Source organism: Streptomyces sp. NPDC048718, from assembly GCF_043198875.1.
Classification (GTDB): Bacteria; Actinomycetota; Actinomycetes; order Streptomycetales; family Streptomycetaceae; genus Streptomyces.
This window is the reverse complement of record NZ_JBICVG010000001.1, coordinates 449,851-464,216: the sequence shown is the minus strand read 5'-3', so window position 1 is coordinate 464,216 and position 14,366 is coordinate 449,851. Positions and strand designations below refer to the sequence as shown.

Here is a 14,366-nt window from a genome sequence, read left to right as displayed (position 1 = left end):
GCCCGAGTACCGCCACGGGAGTGAAGCAGATCCCCTCCCATAGCCCACTAAATGGATGGAAAACGACTCAATGGGGGGGTATCGGAAAAAGTTCGGGAAAGAGGGCGTCGTGACACTTCCCGCATACGTGATGAGACCCCGCCCGGACGAGGGACGGGCGCGGCCCCTCCCGCGCGCCGTATCGCGCGCCCTTCCGCGCGTGGTTCTGCGCACCCTGGTCGCCGCCCTGGCCTCCGTACTCTGCGTGGCCGGGTTCGCGACACCGCCCGCGAGCGCGCAACAGGCCCCGCCCACCGACCTCGCCCTGTCCTGGGGCTACAACAGCCGAGGACAGCTGGGGACCGGCACCACCAACACCCGTTATCTGCCGGGCAATGTGGCCCTTCCCGAGGGCGTCGAGCTCACCGCCCTCTCCGCCAGCGGGTACTTCAGCATGGCGCTGACCTCGGACGGCCGCGTCCTCGCCTGGGGCGAGAACGAGTTCGGGCAGCTCGGCGACGGCACCACCACCGACCACCTCACCCCGGTGTACGCGGACATCCCGGCGGGCACCAAGATCACCGCCATCGACACCGGCCAGTTCTTCAGCCTGGCGCTGACTTCCGACGGCCGCGTCCTCGCCTGGGGGCTGAACGCCGTCGGACAGCTCGGCGACGGCACCTCCGACAACAGCAGTACGCCCGTCGAGGTGCTGATCCCCGCCGGCGTCCAGATCACCGACATCTCCGCCGGCGGCGGGACCGGGGTGGCGCTGACGTCCGACGGCCGCGTCCTGAGCTGGGGTGACGGCGTCAACGGCCAGATGGGCAACGGCACCGCCGGCTACAACCGCACGCCGGTCTACGCGTCCCTGCCGCCCGGGACCGAGGTCACCGACGTCTCGGAGGGCCTGGCCCACGTTCTGGCGCTGACGTCCGACGGCCACGCCCTCGCCTGGGGATACAACGGCTCCGGGGAGCTTGGCGACGGCACCACCACCCAGCGTTCCACCCCGGTCCCGGTGAACCTGCCCACCGGAGTCCGGCTCACCGCCGTGGAGGCGGGCGCCTACTACAGCCTGGCGCTGACCGCCGACGGCCGCGTCCTGGCCTGGGGAGCCAACAACTTCGCGCAGCTGGGCGACGGCACCACCACCCGCCGTTTGACTCCGGTGTACACGGCCCTCCCGGACGGCGTCAGGATCACCGCCCTCTCCGCCGGCGTCTACACCGAACTGGCACTGACAGCCAACGGCCGCGTCTACGCCTGGGGTTACAACAACTGGGGACAGGTCGGCGACGGCACCAGCATCCAGCGCAGCACCCCGGTCCTGACGCACCTGCCCGAGAACACCGCCGTCACCGCCATCGCCGCGGGCTGGTGGCACAGCCTGGCCCTGGCCGAGCCGGTCTCGAGCAGGACCACGCTGACCGCCGTCCCGACCACGGTCGCCCCCGGCGCCCCGGTCACCCTCACCGCGCACGTCACCTGCAACATCGACACCCCCACCGGCAACGTCACCTTCTACGACGGCGGGACCGCGCTCGGCACCGGGGCCCTCGACGCGAGCGGCGACGCGACCTTCACCACCACGGGCCTGGGCCTGGGCACGCACACCATCACCGCGCGGTACGAGGGGGACGGCGTCTGCCCCGCCTCGGTCTCCACGCCGGTCGTGGTGGTCGTCGAGGAGCCGCCGAACCCGTCGCTCACCCTGACCAAGCAGGCGACGTCCACCGGTCCGTTCCAGGTCGGGGACACCGTCGCGTACACGTACACGGCGACGAACACCGGCAACACCCCGCTGCACGGCCTGACCGTCACGGACAACCTGGCGACGGGCGTGACCTGCGGCGAGACCACCATCCCGGTCGGGCTGAGCGCCTCCTGCCGGGGCAGCCACACGATCACCACCGCCGACATCACCCCGTGCCGGCCGGCGGCGGGCGGCGGCTGCGAGGTGACCAACCTGGCCCAGGCCACCGCGTACCAGCCGAACGGCCAGGAAGTCGCCAGCGAGCAGGCCACGGCGACCATCACCGTCCAGCAGCAGGGGGTCTCCGGTCTGACGCTGGCCAAGCGGGCGGACACGGCCGGGCCGTTCCAGCCCGGCGACACCGTCGACTACACGTACACCGTCACCAACACCGGTGACTCCGCCGTGCACGGGCTGACCGTGACGGACGACCGGGTCGCGGACGTCGACTGCGGTACGACCACCCTCGCCGCCGGGCAGAGCACGACCTGCCACGGCACGTACACCGTCACCGAGGCGGATGCCGTGTGTGGCCCGCGCGGGAACGACGGACGCGGGAACGGTGACGGATACGGCGGCCACGGTACGACCTGCCGGGTCACCAACACCGCCCACGCCACGGCGGCCGACACCGCCGGCGACACGGTCACCAGCAACACCGCCACCGCCACCATCCAGGTCACCACGGGCGGCCACGACGGCTACGGCGACAGCCATGGGGACAGTTACGGCCGCGGAAAGAAGAAGGAGACGAAGACCGCGTAGCTCCTCCCCTCACCACCCCCGTGCCCCGCCCGGCCACCCTCCCGGGCGGGGCACGGGACTGTCCGGACGGGAGCCGAGCCGGAGCCGGACGGGAGCCGGACGCAAGCCTGACGGGAGCCGGGCGGGTGGTTCCGGACGGCGCGCGAGTGACGCCGGGGAGTGGCGCGGGACGTCGTGTACGCCCGTACGAGAGAAGGGATCGTGACACTTCCCTCGTATGTGATGAGATCCCGTCCGGGTGACGGGCGGGCGCGGGTCCTGCTGCGCACTCTGGTCGCGATGCTGGCCGCCGCCCTCTATCTGGCGGGGTTCGCCGCACCGCCCGCGAGCGCCGCCGCACCGCCCGCGAGCCCACGCGTCCCCTCGCCGGTCGCCCCCACCGACATCGCCCTGGCCTGGGGGTGGAACGAGTCCGGGCAGCTCGGCGACGGCACCACGACCGACCGCGACCTGCCCGTCCGGGTCGAGCTGCCCGCCGGTATCCGGCTCACCTCCCTCAAGGGCGGCGGCCGCTTCACGCTGGGGCTGACCTCCGACGGCCGCGTCCTGGCCTGGGGCAACAACGATTACGGGCAGCTCGGCGACGGCACCACCACCCGCCGGCCCCTCCCGATCGAGGTGGACCTGCCCGCCGGCGTCCGGATCACCGCCATCTCGGCCGGCACCAACTTCGGCCTGGCGCTGACCTCCGACGGCCGCGTCCTCGGCTGGGGCGACAACCCGTACGGGCAGCTCGGCGACGGCACCACGACCAGCCGCCTCACCCCGGTGTACGCGGACATCCCGGCGGGCACCGAGATCACCGCCCTCACCACGGGAGCGAATCACACGCTGGCGACGACGGCCGACGGCCGGTTCCTCTCCTGGGGGTCGAACTCCGCCGGTCAGTTGGGCGACGGCACCCACACCAACCGCACCACCCCGGTCGAGGTGAACCTGCCCGCCGGAACCCGGGTCACCGACTTCACCGCGGGGTACTCGCACAGCGTGGTGCTGACCTCCGACGGCCGGGTCCTGGCCTGGGGCAGCAACAACGCGGGACAGCTGGGCGACGGCACCTTCGTCTTCAACTCGACCACCCCGGTCGAAACCCTCATTCCCGCCGGCACCGAGGTCACCGCCCTCTCCGCGGGGAACGGGCACACGCTGGCCCTGACGGCCGAGGGCGGAGTGCTCGCCTGGGGATGGAACGCCTGGGGGCAGCTGGGCGACGGCACCACCACCGATCGCCGCACACCGGTCGAACCCCTCATCCCCGCCGGAACCCGGGTCGCGTCCGTCGTCGCGGGCTACTACCACAGCATGGTGCTGACGTCCGGCAACCACGTCCTCGCCTTCGGGTACGGCTTCAACGGGCAACTGGGGAACGGCGCCATGGACGTCACCGACACCCCGGTCGAGACACTCATCCCCGCCGGACTCCATGTGACCGCCCTCGCGGCGGGCGAGCTGCACAGCCTGGCCCTGGCCGACGCGGCGGCCAGCACCACCACCCTCACCGCGTCCCCGACCACGGCCGCGCCGGGCGCACCGGTAACCCTCACCGCGCACGTCACCTGCAACGTCGACACCCCCACCGGAGACGTCGCCTTCTTCAGTGACGGCACCCCGATCGGCACGGCCCCGCTGGACGCGAGCGGCGAGGCGATCCTGACGACCTCGGCCCTGCCGCTGGGCACGCACCCGATCACGGCTCACTACGAGGGCGACGACACCTGCCCCGCTTCCACCTCCGAGCCGGTCACGGTGACCATCGAGCAGGCGCCGGCCGGTGCGCTCCACCTGACCAAGCAGGCCACGTCCAGCGGCCCGTTCGAGGTCGGGGACACGGTGGAGTACGCGTACACGGTCACCAACTCCGGTGAATCCGCGCTTGGTTCGGTGGCCGTCACGGACGACCGGGTGACGGACGTCGACTGCGGTACGACCACCCTCGCGCCCGGGGAGAGCACGAGCTGCCGGGGTACGTACGTCGTCACCGAAGCCGACGCGGTGTGCGGCCCGCGCGGGGACAACGGGCGCGGGGACGGTGGTTACGGCGACCACGGCACCACCTGCCCCGTCACCAACACCGCTCAGGCCACGGCGACCGACGCGCAGGGCGACACGATCACCAGCGACACCGCCACCGCCACCATCCAGGTCACCACCGGCAACGGCGACGGTGGCCACGACGGTTACGACGCCGGTTACGACTCCGGCGCCGGCTCCGACGGCTACGCGCACGGCCGGGGGAAGAAGGCGGCGAAGTCCGCGTAATCCAGGCGCCGTTGTCGTTCTGATCACCGTGCCCCGCTCCCGACACCTCGGTCGGAGCGGGGCACGGTCACGTCCGCTGCGGCTACAGCTTGGCCTTCGCGGTCTCCGGCGCGCCGTGCCGGGGCAGCGGGGCGCGGCGGGCCAGCAGACAGCCGCCCAGCGCGGCGCCGAGACCGGCGAGCCCGGCCGCCGCGAAGCCGCCCGCCGGGACCGAGGCGTCGATCGCCACCCCGATGACCGCCGAGCCGAGCGCGAAGCCCACGCTCTGCGCCGAGGAGTGCAGCCCCATCGCCTCCCCCCGTACGCCGGGCGGTGCCAGCCGGGCCAGCGCGTCGGCGAGCGCGGAGAGCGTCGGCGCGGTGAGGAAGCCGGTGGGGACGACGGCCAGGCACAGCCACGGCCAGTCCCGCGCCAGCCCGGCGGGCACCGTCACGAGCCCGAGCAGACCGAGCAGCAGCCATATCGGCAGCGGCCGGGCCCGCACCCCGTACAGCAGTCCGCCGGTGACCGAGGCGACGGCGAGCACCGCCACGACCGCCGACGCCCACGCCACCTGGCCCGACGCCTGGAGGGTGGCGACGATGGCGAGGTCGACGCCGCCGAGCAGCATCGTCGTACCGAGCACCATCGCCAGGACGGCGATCATGCCGGTGCCGAGCCACTCCCGCCGCCGGGGCCGTCCCGTACCGGTGACGGCGCCCGTGCCCGCGCCTGTGGCCTTCCCGGTGCGAGGGTCCGCCGCTTCCGCCGCCGCGCCGGTGTCCACCTGGGTTCGGTCCTGATCCTGTCCCTGGTCCTGTCCCTGATCCTGTCCCTGGTCCTGATCCGCCGTCTCGGACGCGGCGCGCAGGGGCGGGTCCAGGAGCGCGATCCCGAGGCCGCCGACGACGATGGCCGCGCCCACACCCCACACCACCTTCCCCGGGGACGTCTGTGCGGCGCAGAGGATCACGACGGCCGGACCGACCATGTACGAGAGTTCGCCCTGCACCGACTCCAGCGCGAACGCGGCCCGGCGCTGGCCGGCCGCCGTCATCGCGGCGATCCCCTGCCGGGTCACCGACGACGCGGGCACCATCAGCGCGCCCGCCACGAAGGCGGCGGCGAGGAGCGCCCCGTACGGCAGGACCGGTACGGCCAGCCAGAACACGGCCTGCACGACGACCGTCACCAGGACCACGGGACGCAGCCCCCGGCGGTCGATCACCCGGCCGAGCAGCGGTCCGCCGAGCGCCAGACCGGCGGTCAGCGAGGCCACGACGGCGCCGGCCGCCCCGTAACTCAGCCGCAGACCGAGGACGACGTACATCGTCAGCGCCATGGCGTCGGCGGTGATCGCGGTGCGGGCCAGGAAGGAGACGCCCAGCAGGGACGCCATGCCCGGCACGCCGAGGATCTGTCGGTATCCGATTGCGGTTCCGGTCACCCGGCCGACGCTAGGTCCCCGGGGACGGGCAGGGGAAACGCTTTGTTCACGGGGTCGTGATCCGCACCCGTTCGGCGGCCTGGTGAGACGTGCGCGGGCGGGCCCGGCGCGGAAACAGAACGGCCCGCCGACCAGTGATGGCCGACGGGCCGTCCCGCCAAAAAAGTCCCGGGCGATACGTCGTATCGCCTCCTTTCCCTCACCCGGTGTGTGTCACATCCCTGAGAGACGCACGTGCCGATGACGTCGACGGCATCGACGACATCGACGGACGACGGCGGCGACCCCGTGCCCCGCCACGAACCACAAACCACAAACCACATGCAGAGCAGCAACCAGGCAACACGTATGCGGGGAAAGGGGTCGTTCCGTCCCGTACATCCTGAGTCTTGACCCGCCGTGCTCCCGGCTACTCCACCCGCTCTTCTGGTTCACCCCACCGAGTGAAAGCCCTTCGTTCAGCCGCCGTCTCTCCCCGATAGCGCTTAGAACTGGCAGGCGCCCCTCGCGTCGAGCGGGGGGCGCTTTGACGACGAATTCCATCCAGGAGCAGCAGACATGGCGGAGCGCCAGAACGGCATCGTGAAGTGGTTCAACGACGAGAAGGGCTACGGCTTCATCACCCCGGACAACGGGGCTGATCTGTTCGTCCATTTCCGTGCGATCGAAGGCAACGGCTTCAAGTCCCTGAAGGAGGGCCAGGCGGTCACCTTCGAGGCCGTCCAGGGCCAGAAGGGCATGCAGGCCGACAAGGTCCAGGTGGCCGGCTGACCCGTCGGCACCGATAACGGCACCGCCTTCCGGGCCCGGACCCCGGGCTCCTGGGCTCCGGCCTCCGTATCCGACGGTCATAGGCCTGGCGGGGGCCCTCGCTGTCGCGGGGGACCCCATCAGGGCCCGGGGCCGGCCACGGGTGGCCGGGACCGACGGACGGAGACCCGCCGGACAGGAACCGGCCGTCAGACCGTGGAGGCGATCCAGCCCACCGTCTCCTCCGTGTGCCGGCCGTCGCTGTTTCCGCCGCCGGTCGTCCGGACCTCGTTGAAACGGATCAGAAAGCTCGTGGGGGTGACGTCCGCGATACGGATGCCCGGCGTGTCCGGACCGTTGAACGTCTGGGTCGACGGAATCACGATGACCTCCGAGCCGGCCGGGAACGGCGTCGGGAACGTCACCTTGGTGAACGTCGACGTGTTCCCGCCCTGCGTCGCCTGAGGCTGGTTCGAACTCAGATTCAGCTTTCCGGTCTGGATCATGCTCATTGCTCCACCCCTTCTGTTCAGCCGTCGCGGAGGCCGCGGAGACTTCCGCTGGATCCGCGAACCGCCCATAGCGGTCTCTACGGACTCTGATCAGATGAAAGATCGTCTATGCGACCTTCCGCCCATCGAGTGATCACGTTGGCGACACCACGCCAGGACCGGTGCGCGGGCGGGCGGGCGCTCGTTGTCCCCCACGGCCCCGGTTGAGGCCACGCACCGAGGAGGGCATATGACAGACATCGACACGGAGACCCAGGCGGGCGCACCGGTACGGAGCGGCAGCCCGGATTCGGCGGTCGACCGGGTGGCCGACTTCTACGGCGCGTACATCGACGCCGTCGACGACGGCACCGACGACCTCGGCGAGAACCTCCGCGCGCACTACCTCACCGAGGACCTCCGGCAGCGGCTGGCGGCCTGGGAAGAGGCCAACCACGCCGACGGCGTGCTGCGCGCCCAGGACGTGCCCACGCACTGGGAGGTGCGCTACCACGACTCCGGCGCCGGGCACCTGTTCACGACGGTCACCCTGACCTGGGGCACCGGCCCCGACGCCGGACACACCCGGCTCGCCGTGCAGAGCGACCTCTCCACCAAGCTCATCTCGGACATCGAGGACGCGCCGACCGGGGCCTGACCTCCCGAGCCGCCCCGGAAGAAGAGAGACCGTCATGCGTTCGACGCCGATCCAGACATTGATCAGAACGTCGATCAGAACGTCGATCAAGGTTTCCGTGACCGTCGCCGCCGGCGTCGGCCTGATGTTCGCCGCCGTCCCCGCCGCGCACGCCGCCGAGAGGTGGGAGCGGGTGGCGTGGGCGATCGGAACCTGGGAATGCGAGGCCAGAGGCCAGTCCATGCAGGCGAACGACCCCAACATCGACAAGTACTTCTGCGACCTCGCGTACCCCGGCGATCCGAACATGCGCGATCTCTACGTCCACTACGCGAGCTGACCCTCGCCCTCCCCCGGGCTGGGGAGAAGGGGCCGCGAGGGAACAGGTCCGGCGGGGTGGGTTATTCGCTCGCCCGCCGGTCGCGGCCGTGCTCTGATCGCCGGATGGCCATCACCTTCGAACCAGAGCTGGTACAACGCTGGACGCGCGGCTGGACCCTGGCCCGCTCCCTGCCCGAGGCGGAACCGGTCGAGCCCGCCGGGGACGGGCTGCGGTCCGAGTGCCGCCAACCCGGCCGCGACGTCGCGCTGTTCGCGCTGCGGGCGGACGAGGCACCCGAGTCCGTCGAGCGCCTCGCGGCGGCCGTCGCCGCGGCACGGCGGACCACCTGGCTGCATGTGGCGACCCGGCGCCCCGACGCCGTGGAGGCCGTCATGGACGCCGCCGGGCTCGAACTCCTCTTCCGTTCCGAGTGGTTGATGACGACCGACCTGACCGCGCACCCCCGCCACGCGCCCGCGGCGCCGTACGAGCGCGAGGTGCGCACCGAGGGGCCGGTCACGGTCGTGTCCCTGTACGACCCCTCCGGGACGGTGGCCGCGCGCGGCACGATCGCGGTCTCCGGTACCGCCGCGGTCCCCGACCGCATCGAGACGAACCCGGCACACCGCCGGCGCGGCCTGGGCCGCGCGCTGATGAGCGCGCTCGCGGAGACCGCCGTATCCCAGGGCGCCCGCACCGGCCTTCTCGTCGCCAGCGAGGAAGGGCAGCTCCTCTACTCCTCCCTCGGCTGGCACCGCGCGGCCGACGTCCTGATCGCCCAGGGGCCGGCGGTCACCGCCGCCACGGTCGAGTAGGGCGGGGCCGCCAGGGGCAGGCGCGGCCATCACGGGGGCGCGGTCGTCCACGGCCCGGTGGCCGCCACGCCGTCCGACAAGGACCGCCGAGGCCCGGACCCCCGTACCCGGCCTCGGCCCCGCCTCGCCGCGCCCCCTGCGGAGCGACTGCCGCCGCCGACAAGACCCGCCGGACCTCACGCGGGCAGATCGCCGTCGCCGCCGAGGTTGGCGACCATACGGCGCAGCACGTTGACGGTCGTCACGAAGTCGGCCGGGTCCACCCCCTCGTGGGTCCGCTGGAGCACGGGTGTGAGCCGTTCCCTGGCCCGGGTCCGGCCGGCCTCCCCCGCCTCGGTCAGCGTCATGGCCCCGGTGGCGGCGTCTTCCGTGAGCCAGCCGCGCGCGACGAGGTCGTCGTAGACCCCGTCGAAGCCGATGCCGAGATCGTCGTACTTCTCCAGCCGGGCGGTCAGCGTCGCGCGGTTCCACTTCCCCGGCCCGCCGGCCGCGTGGTTCAGCGTCCACCAGTGCGGCTGCGTCAGCTCCTCCACCGCCAACCGCTCCCGGATCGCCCCGGTCACCCGCCGCGCCACCTCGGCGGTCCAGGCCCCGATGGGCTGCCCGGCCAGCTCCTCGTGCGTGTACTCCTTGAGCCGCACGCTCATGTCATGCCTCCAGAGATCGTCAGGATGCGACGACCGTAAGACCTCAACCCAAGTTGAGATCAAGGAGGTTGAAGGCGGCGGGCGCGACATCGACCGTCTTCGCGCACGCGTCCGCCGAGAACTCCGTCAGCAGCTCCGTCAGGGACTGAGATCCAGCACTCGGACCGCTTCACCCTTCCAGCGTTCGGGGACGACGGTGGCCACGATCGCCCCGTCAGGGCGGTCGGGGGTGGGCTGAGCCGCATACTGAGCGTGCGCCTGAGCCCAGCTGTCCTGCCGCGCGACGGCGAGGACAGCGGGCAGATCGAGGTCGAGAACCGTAATCCCCGGCAGCGCGACCAGATGCTCGGCAGTGCCGGGCCGGACGCGGTCGACCTCGACAAGCGCGCAGGCGGGCACATAGAGGTACCAGCCGGGCTCGATATGCGCACGATGGATGAGGCGAGAGGCCAGGACATTGCCACTTCCGGCGGCAGCCATCGCCGTCTCGTCCAGGACGATGTGCAAGATCTCGGTCATGGGCGCTGCACCTGCGCGAGGCGACGGTCGAGCTCGTCGTCGAGGGCGGCCACTTCGGCGGCCGTGGGGTTGTACCCAGCCCATGCCGCGAGGGCGATCCTGGCCTTGGCCGCCCGTTCGGCGCGCTCGGTCGACGTCAGGACGGTGTCGGCAAGCCGGGCGAGATAGGCGCGCAGCGACAGGCCCTCGTCGGCGGCCACGGCGGCCAGACGGTCCCGCGCTTCCTCGGGGATGCGGATATTGGCATCGGACATCGCCGTTCTCCTTTCCACGCAATCCACCCTACAGGGTACGGGTACGTACCCGTACCCATGCCGAGCCCTAACCGCCCGGTGAGGAGAGGCGGGGTGCGCGAGGCGGTCGGTGACGCGCGCGAGGAGCGGGAAGAGCGGTACGGGGCAGCACGCAAGGGTGCATAGGTGTCATTCGGGACATGCCGGGCGGCTCTCACGGTCGGGTCGTGTCTGCTGAACGCTGGGAAGCCCGTCGCGCCCCCTCTCCGTCGCTGCCGGAAGGATCCTCCGCATGCACGTCGGGCGTGCCGGGATCGTTCTCCGGCGGGGGTGCCGGCTGGAACGATCAGTGACATGAGCGCGAGGATGCGGCCGACCGAGCCGAAAGGCGCCGACCGTCCGAACAGGAGGTGTCCGTTGAGCGAACGCCCGTGACCGGATTGCGTCTTGACGATCGCTTGTACTGGGGTCGAACATTCGTCACACGCTGCACCGCGCGTCAAGGCGCGGCCCGGCGCACCCGTACGACATCGCACAGCTCCGCACAGCAACAACGCCTCGCGCACCACCCGTGTCGCGAGGCGCTCGCACGTTCCGTCCCATCCCCAGTTCGGAATCCGGAGCCCCCACACATGAAGATCTCCGCGAGACTTTCCGCAGTCCTCGCCGCGTCCGCGCTCGCCGTGGGCGCCTTCGCCGCCGCGCCCGCCGGTGCGCAGCCGGCCGGCGCCACCGGCGCCCTCGCCGTCACCCCGCCCGACATATCCGTGGCCAACGTCAAGCAGCACCTCACCGACCTCCAGTCGATCGCCACCGCCAACGGCGGCAACCGGGCGCACGGCCGTACCGGCTACAAGGCGTCGGTCGACTTCGTGAAGGCGAAGCTCGACGCGGCCGGATTCACCACCACGCTCCAGCAGTTCACCTCCAGCGGCGCCACCGGCTACAACCTGATCGCCGACTGGCCGGGCGGCGACACGAACCAGGTCGTCATGTCCGGCGCGCACCTCGACTCGGTGACCGCGGGACCCGGGATCAACGACAACGGGTCCGGCTCGGCGGCGATCCTCGAAACGGCGCTGACCGTCTCCCGTACGCAGTACCAGCCCACGAAGCACCTGCGGTTCGCCTGGTGGGGCGCCGAGGAGCTGGGCATGGTCGGCTCGAAGTACTACCTCAACAACCTGCCCACGGCCGACCGTTCAAAGATCAGCGGCTATCTCAACTTCGACATGATCGGCTCGCCGAACCCGGGCTACTTCGTCTACGACGACGACCCCACCATCGAGCAGACCTTCAAGACCTACTTCGCGGGCATCGGCGTCCCCACGGAGATCGAGACCGAGGGCGACGGCCGCTCGGACCACGCCCCTTTCAAGAACGCGGGCATCCCCGTCGGCGGGCTCTTCTCGGGCGCCGACTACATCAAGACGGCCGCGCAGGCGCAGAAGTGGGGCGGCACGTCGGGCCTCGCCTTCGACCGCTGCTACCACGCGTCCTGCGACACCCTCGCGAACATCAACGACACCGGTCTCGACCGGCACTCCGACGCCATCGCGTACGCCGTGTGGACCCTGTCGGGCGGAAGCAGCACCCCGCCGTCGACCGGCAAGGTCTTCGAGAACTCCACCGACGTGCCGATCCCGGACGGCGGCCCTGGGGTAACGAGCTCGGTCACCGTCACCGGAATGACCGGCAACGGGCCGACCAACCTCCAGGTTGGCGTGGACATCGTCCACCCCTGGCGCGGCGACCTCAAGATCGACCTCATCGCCCCCAACGGAACGGTCTACGGCCTGAAGACGGCGAACGTCAGCGACTCGGCCGCCAACGTGCAGGAGTCGTACTCGGTCAACGCGACCGCGATGGCCGCGAACGGTACCTGGACACTGCGGGTGCAGGACATGTTCACGGGCGACAGCGGCTACATCAACAACTTCAAGCTGACGTTCCCGTAAGGGACTTCGGCCCCGGAGGTGTCTTCACCTCCGGGGCTCGTCCGCCGGCTCGTTCGCCGGCACCTCCGCCGACGCCTTCGCGTCGCGGCACCTCATGAACTCCCGGGTGGGCCGGTGACCATGGACCCGACCCACCCGGGCCCCAACTTCCCAGAAGCCGCCGGGTGTTACTTGGCGGCGTTCCCGGCGTTCGCGGTGTCCACGAGCTTCTTCGGGGTCACCGCGCCGACGTAGACCCGGCCGTCGTCGGTCATGAGGACGTTGACGATCTTCGTCTTGAAGACGGTGCCGTGCCCGAACGTGCCGCTGACCTTGTCGCCGAAGCCGTCCAGGAAGCCCTGGACCTCCTTCGGAACGTCCTTGGTCTTCGGCACCGAGGCACCGGTGTCGAGCTTCGCGATGGTGGTCCAGCCCTCGCCGACGATCTCCGGGTGGTTCAGACCGTCCTTCCCGGCCTTCCCGCCCTTGCCGTCCAGACCGGGGACGCCCAGGAGCGAGCCAAGGGGGCCGCCAAAGCCCTTGTGCATGCCGTCCGGCAGCTCGTGCTTGCCGTCCTTGCCGGCCTTACCGTCCTTGCCGAACGGGCCGAAGCCGTCCGCCTTCTCCCCGGCGCCCTCCGTCACCTTGGCGCCCTTCGGGGCCTTGAAGTCGAAGGCCGACGCCTCCGGCTTGCCGAAGTCCACCTTCGTGAAGCCCGCGTCGACGACCGGCTTGCCGCCGTCCACCGAGGACAGCGTGAACTTCAGCGGGGTGCCGGTCGAGGAGTCCACCGCGATCTTCACCGAGTCGACCATCGAGCCGCTCTGCTTCGGCTTGATCACCAGCTGGTACGCGTCCCGGCCGGCCACCTTCGCCGTACCGCCGACCTCGATCGAGGTGGTGTCGCCCGCGGCCTTCAGGACCTGGTCCGCCAGCTCCTTGGGGGTGGCGGGCATGCCCTCGGGGGCGTGCTCCCTCTTGGGAGCCCCGTTCTCGCCCCTGTTCTTGCCCTTGCCCTTGCCCTCGGCGAACGCCGCGCCCTTCTGGTGGAAGGCCTCGTGGGACTTGCTGTCGTACGCCCAGACCTCGTCGCCGTTGTGGACCAGGGTGTACTCGTCCGAGCCATCGAGGACCGTCAGACGCTGCCGGTCCGGGCCGTCCGCCGCGACGCGCAGCGTGTGCGAGCCGGACACCAGCTCGGTCAGCTTCGCCGACGGGTCGGCACCCGCGCCGCCGCCACCGGTCAGGGCACCGGACGGGAGCATCCCGGCGAAGGACGGCAGGCCGAGGTCCGTGCTGATGGTGAAGGTGCCGGAGAGGGTCTGCGTGTCCGACGCCGCGATCTTCTCTATGAGCTGCTGTGCCGTGACGTCGGGCAGATCCGGGTCACCGGACGCCGCGAGTGCCGGGACGAGACCGATGGTCGCCGCGGCCACTCCGGCCACCGCTACTGGAACGATGTAACGGCTCGCCTTGCGCTGCGTTGCCATGATGTGCGCCACCTCCATGTCCTGCGTGGTCGATGTCTCCATCCCACCAGGGCACGGACGCGGAATCGTCAGCCGCGGGGCCCAACCCCGCATACCTCTCCAGGATGACCTCACCCGGAGATCACCCCGCCGTTCGGCTAGCGAGGGAACCGGTAAGCCAGGGACAGGACTTGTGGCACCGGGGCGGCCGCCCACGTGGCCGGTTCACCCATGGTCGGTCCGCACATGGACCATCCGCATGCGGGTGATACGTACACGGGCGGTGCGCACATGGACCGTCCGTACATGGGTGGTACGCACATGGCCGGGCCCCACAGAGGCGATGCGCCCATGGGCGCCC

The 14,366-nt window shown here is 71.1% G+C and carries 13 protein-coding genes; 7 read left to right on the top strand and 6 right to left on the bottom strand.

The annotated features are described in order from the left end of the window. The first annotated feature begins 199 nt into the window (after window positions 1–199). Both ACGFRB_RS02190 and ACGFRB_RS02185 read left to right on the top strand, forming a co-directional pair. Complete coding sequence (locus tag ACGFRB_RS02190; protein WP_393237834.1) at window positions 200–2,500, top strand: Ig-like domain repeat protein; 2,301 nt, start codon at window positions 200–202, stop codon at window positions 2,498–2,500. A 222-nt stretch (window positions 2,501–2,722) separates the two neighbouring features. Beyond that, window positions 2,723–4,759, top strand: coding sequence for an Ig-like domain repeat protein (locus ACGFRB_RS02185; RefSeq protein ID WP_393237831.1), 2,037 nt, complete (start codon window positions 2,723–2,725; stop codon window positions 4,757–4,759). A gap of 82 nt (window positions 4,760–4,841) precedes the next feature. Here the strand turns inward: ACGFRB_RS02185 and ACGFRB_RS02180 are convergent, their stop codons facing one another. Then, window positions 4,842–6,185, bottom strand: a complete 1,344-nt coding sequence (locus ACGFRB_RS02180; protein ID WP_393237828.1) for an MFS transporter — start codon at window positions 6,183–6,185, stop codon at window positions 4,842–4,844. Window positions 6,186–6,743: 558 nt separating this feature from the next. On the opposite strand from ACGFRB_RS02180, the gene ACGFRB_RS02175 reads away from it, so the two are divergent. Then, window positions 6,744–6,956, top strand: a complete 213-nt coding sequence (locus tag ACGFRB_RS02175; RefSeq protein ID WP_363002554.1) for a cold-shock protein — start codon at window positions 6,744–6,746, stop codon at window positions 6,954–6,956. A 188-nt stretch (window positions 6,957–7,144) separates the two neighbouring features. Here ACGFRB_RS02175 and ACGFRB_RS02170 read toward each other — a convergent pair whose 3' ends face one another. Beyond that, on the bottom strand, window positions 7,145–7,441 hold the full coding sequence (locus ACGFRB_RS02170; RefSeq protein WP_363002552.1) for a hypothetical protein: 297 nt from the start codon (window positions 7,439–7,441) through the stop codon (window positions 7,145–7,147). A 235-nt stretch (window positions 7,442–7,676) separates the two neighbouring features. Here ACGFRB_RS02170 and ACGFRB_RS02165 point away from each other — a divergent pair, with 235 nt between their 5' ends. From ACGFRB_RS02165 to ACGFRB_RS02155, 3 genes are all read left to right on the top strand, one after another. Continuing rightward, on the top strand, window positions 7,677–8,084 hold the full coding sequence (locus tag ACGFRB_RS02165; RefSeq protein ID WP_393237824.1) for a hypothetical protein: 408 nt from the start codon (window positions 7,677–7,679) through the stop codon (window positions 8,082–8,084). 97 nt (window positions 8,085–8,181) lie between these two features. After that, window positions 8,182–8,403, top strand: a complete 222-nt coding sequence (locus ACGFRB_RS02160; protein WP_363002548.1) for a hypothetical protein — start codon at window positions 8,182–8,184, stop codon at window positions 8,401–8,403. A gap of 104 nt (window positions 8,404–8,507) precedes the next feature. Next, a complete protein-coding gene (locus ACGFRB_RS02155) occupies window positions 8,508–9,200 on the top strand; it encodes a GNAT family N-acetyltransferase (RefSeq protein WP_393237821.1) in 693 nt (230 codons plus the stop codon). 176 nt (window positions 9,201–9,376) lie between these two features. Here ACGFRB_RS02155 and ACGFRB_RS02150 read toward each other — a convergent pair whose 3' ends face one another. The 3 genes from ACGFRB_RS02150 to ACGFRB_RS02140 all read right to left on the bottom strand — a co-directional run bounded on the left by ACGFRB_RS02150 (window position 9,377) and on the right by ACGFRB_RS02140 (window position 10,620). Then, window positions 9,377–9,847 carry a MarR family transcriptional regulator gene (locus tag ACGFRB_RS02150; protein WP_393237818.1) on the bottom strand — a complete coding sequence of 157 codons (471 nt, stop codon included), beginning with the start codon at window positions 9,845–9,847 and terminating at the stop codon, window positions 9,377–9,379. A gap of 138 nt (window positions 9,848–9,985) precedes the next feature. Then, entirely contained in the window at window positions 9,986–10,366 is a 381-nt protein-coding gene (locus ACGFRB_RS02145) for a hypothetical protein (protein ID WP_393237815.1), read from the bottom strand. Beyond that, window positions 10,363–10,620, bottom strand: a complete 258-nt coding sequence (locus ACGFRB_RS02140; protein ID WP_393237812.1) for a hypothetical protein — start codon at window positions 10,618–10,620, stop codon at window positions 10,363–10,365. The genes ACGFRB_RS02145 and ACGFRB_RS02140 overlap by 4 nt, the downstream gene beginning before the upstream one ends. Window positions 10,621–11,231: 611 nt before the next feature. On the opposite strand from ACGFRB_RS02140, the gene ACGFRB_RS02135 reads away from it, so the two are divergent. After that, window positions 11,232–12,557 (top strand): M28 family peptidase, encoded by a 1,326-nt coding sequence (locus tag ACGFRB_RS02135; RefSeq protein ID WP_393237809.1) that lies wholly within the window; start codon window positions 11,232–11,234, stop codon window positions 12,555–12,557. Window positions 12,558–12,724: 167 nt separating this feature from the next. Here the strand turns inward: ACGFRB_RS02135 and ACGFRB_RS02130 are convergent, their stop codons facing one another. Then, a complete protein-coding gene (locus ACGFRB_RS02130; RefSeq protein ID WP_393237806.1) occupies window positions 12,725–14,026 on the bottom strand; it encodes an outer membrane lipoprotein carrier protein LolA in 1,302 nt (433 codons plus the stop codon). Between the last annotated feature and the right edge of the window lie 340 nt (window positions 14,027–14,366).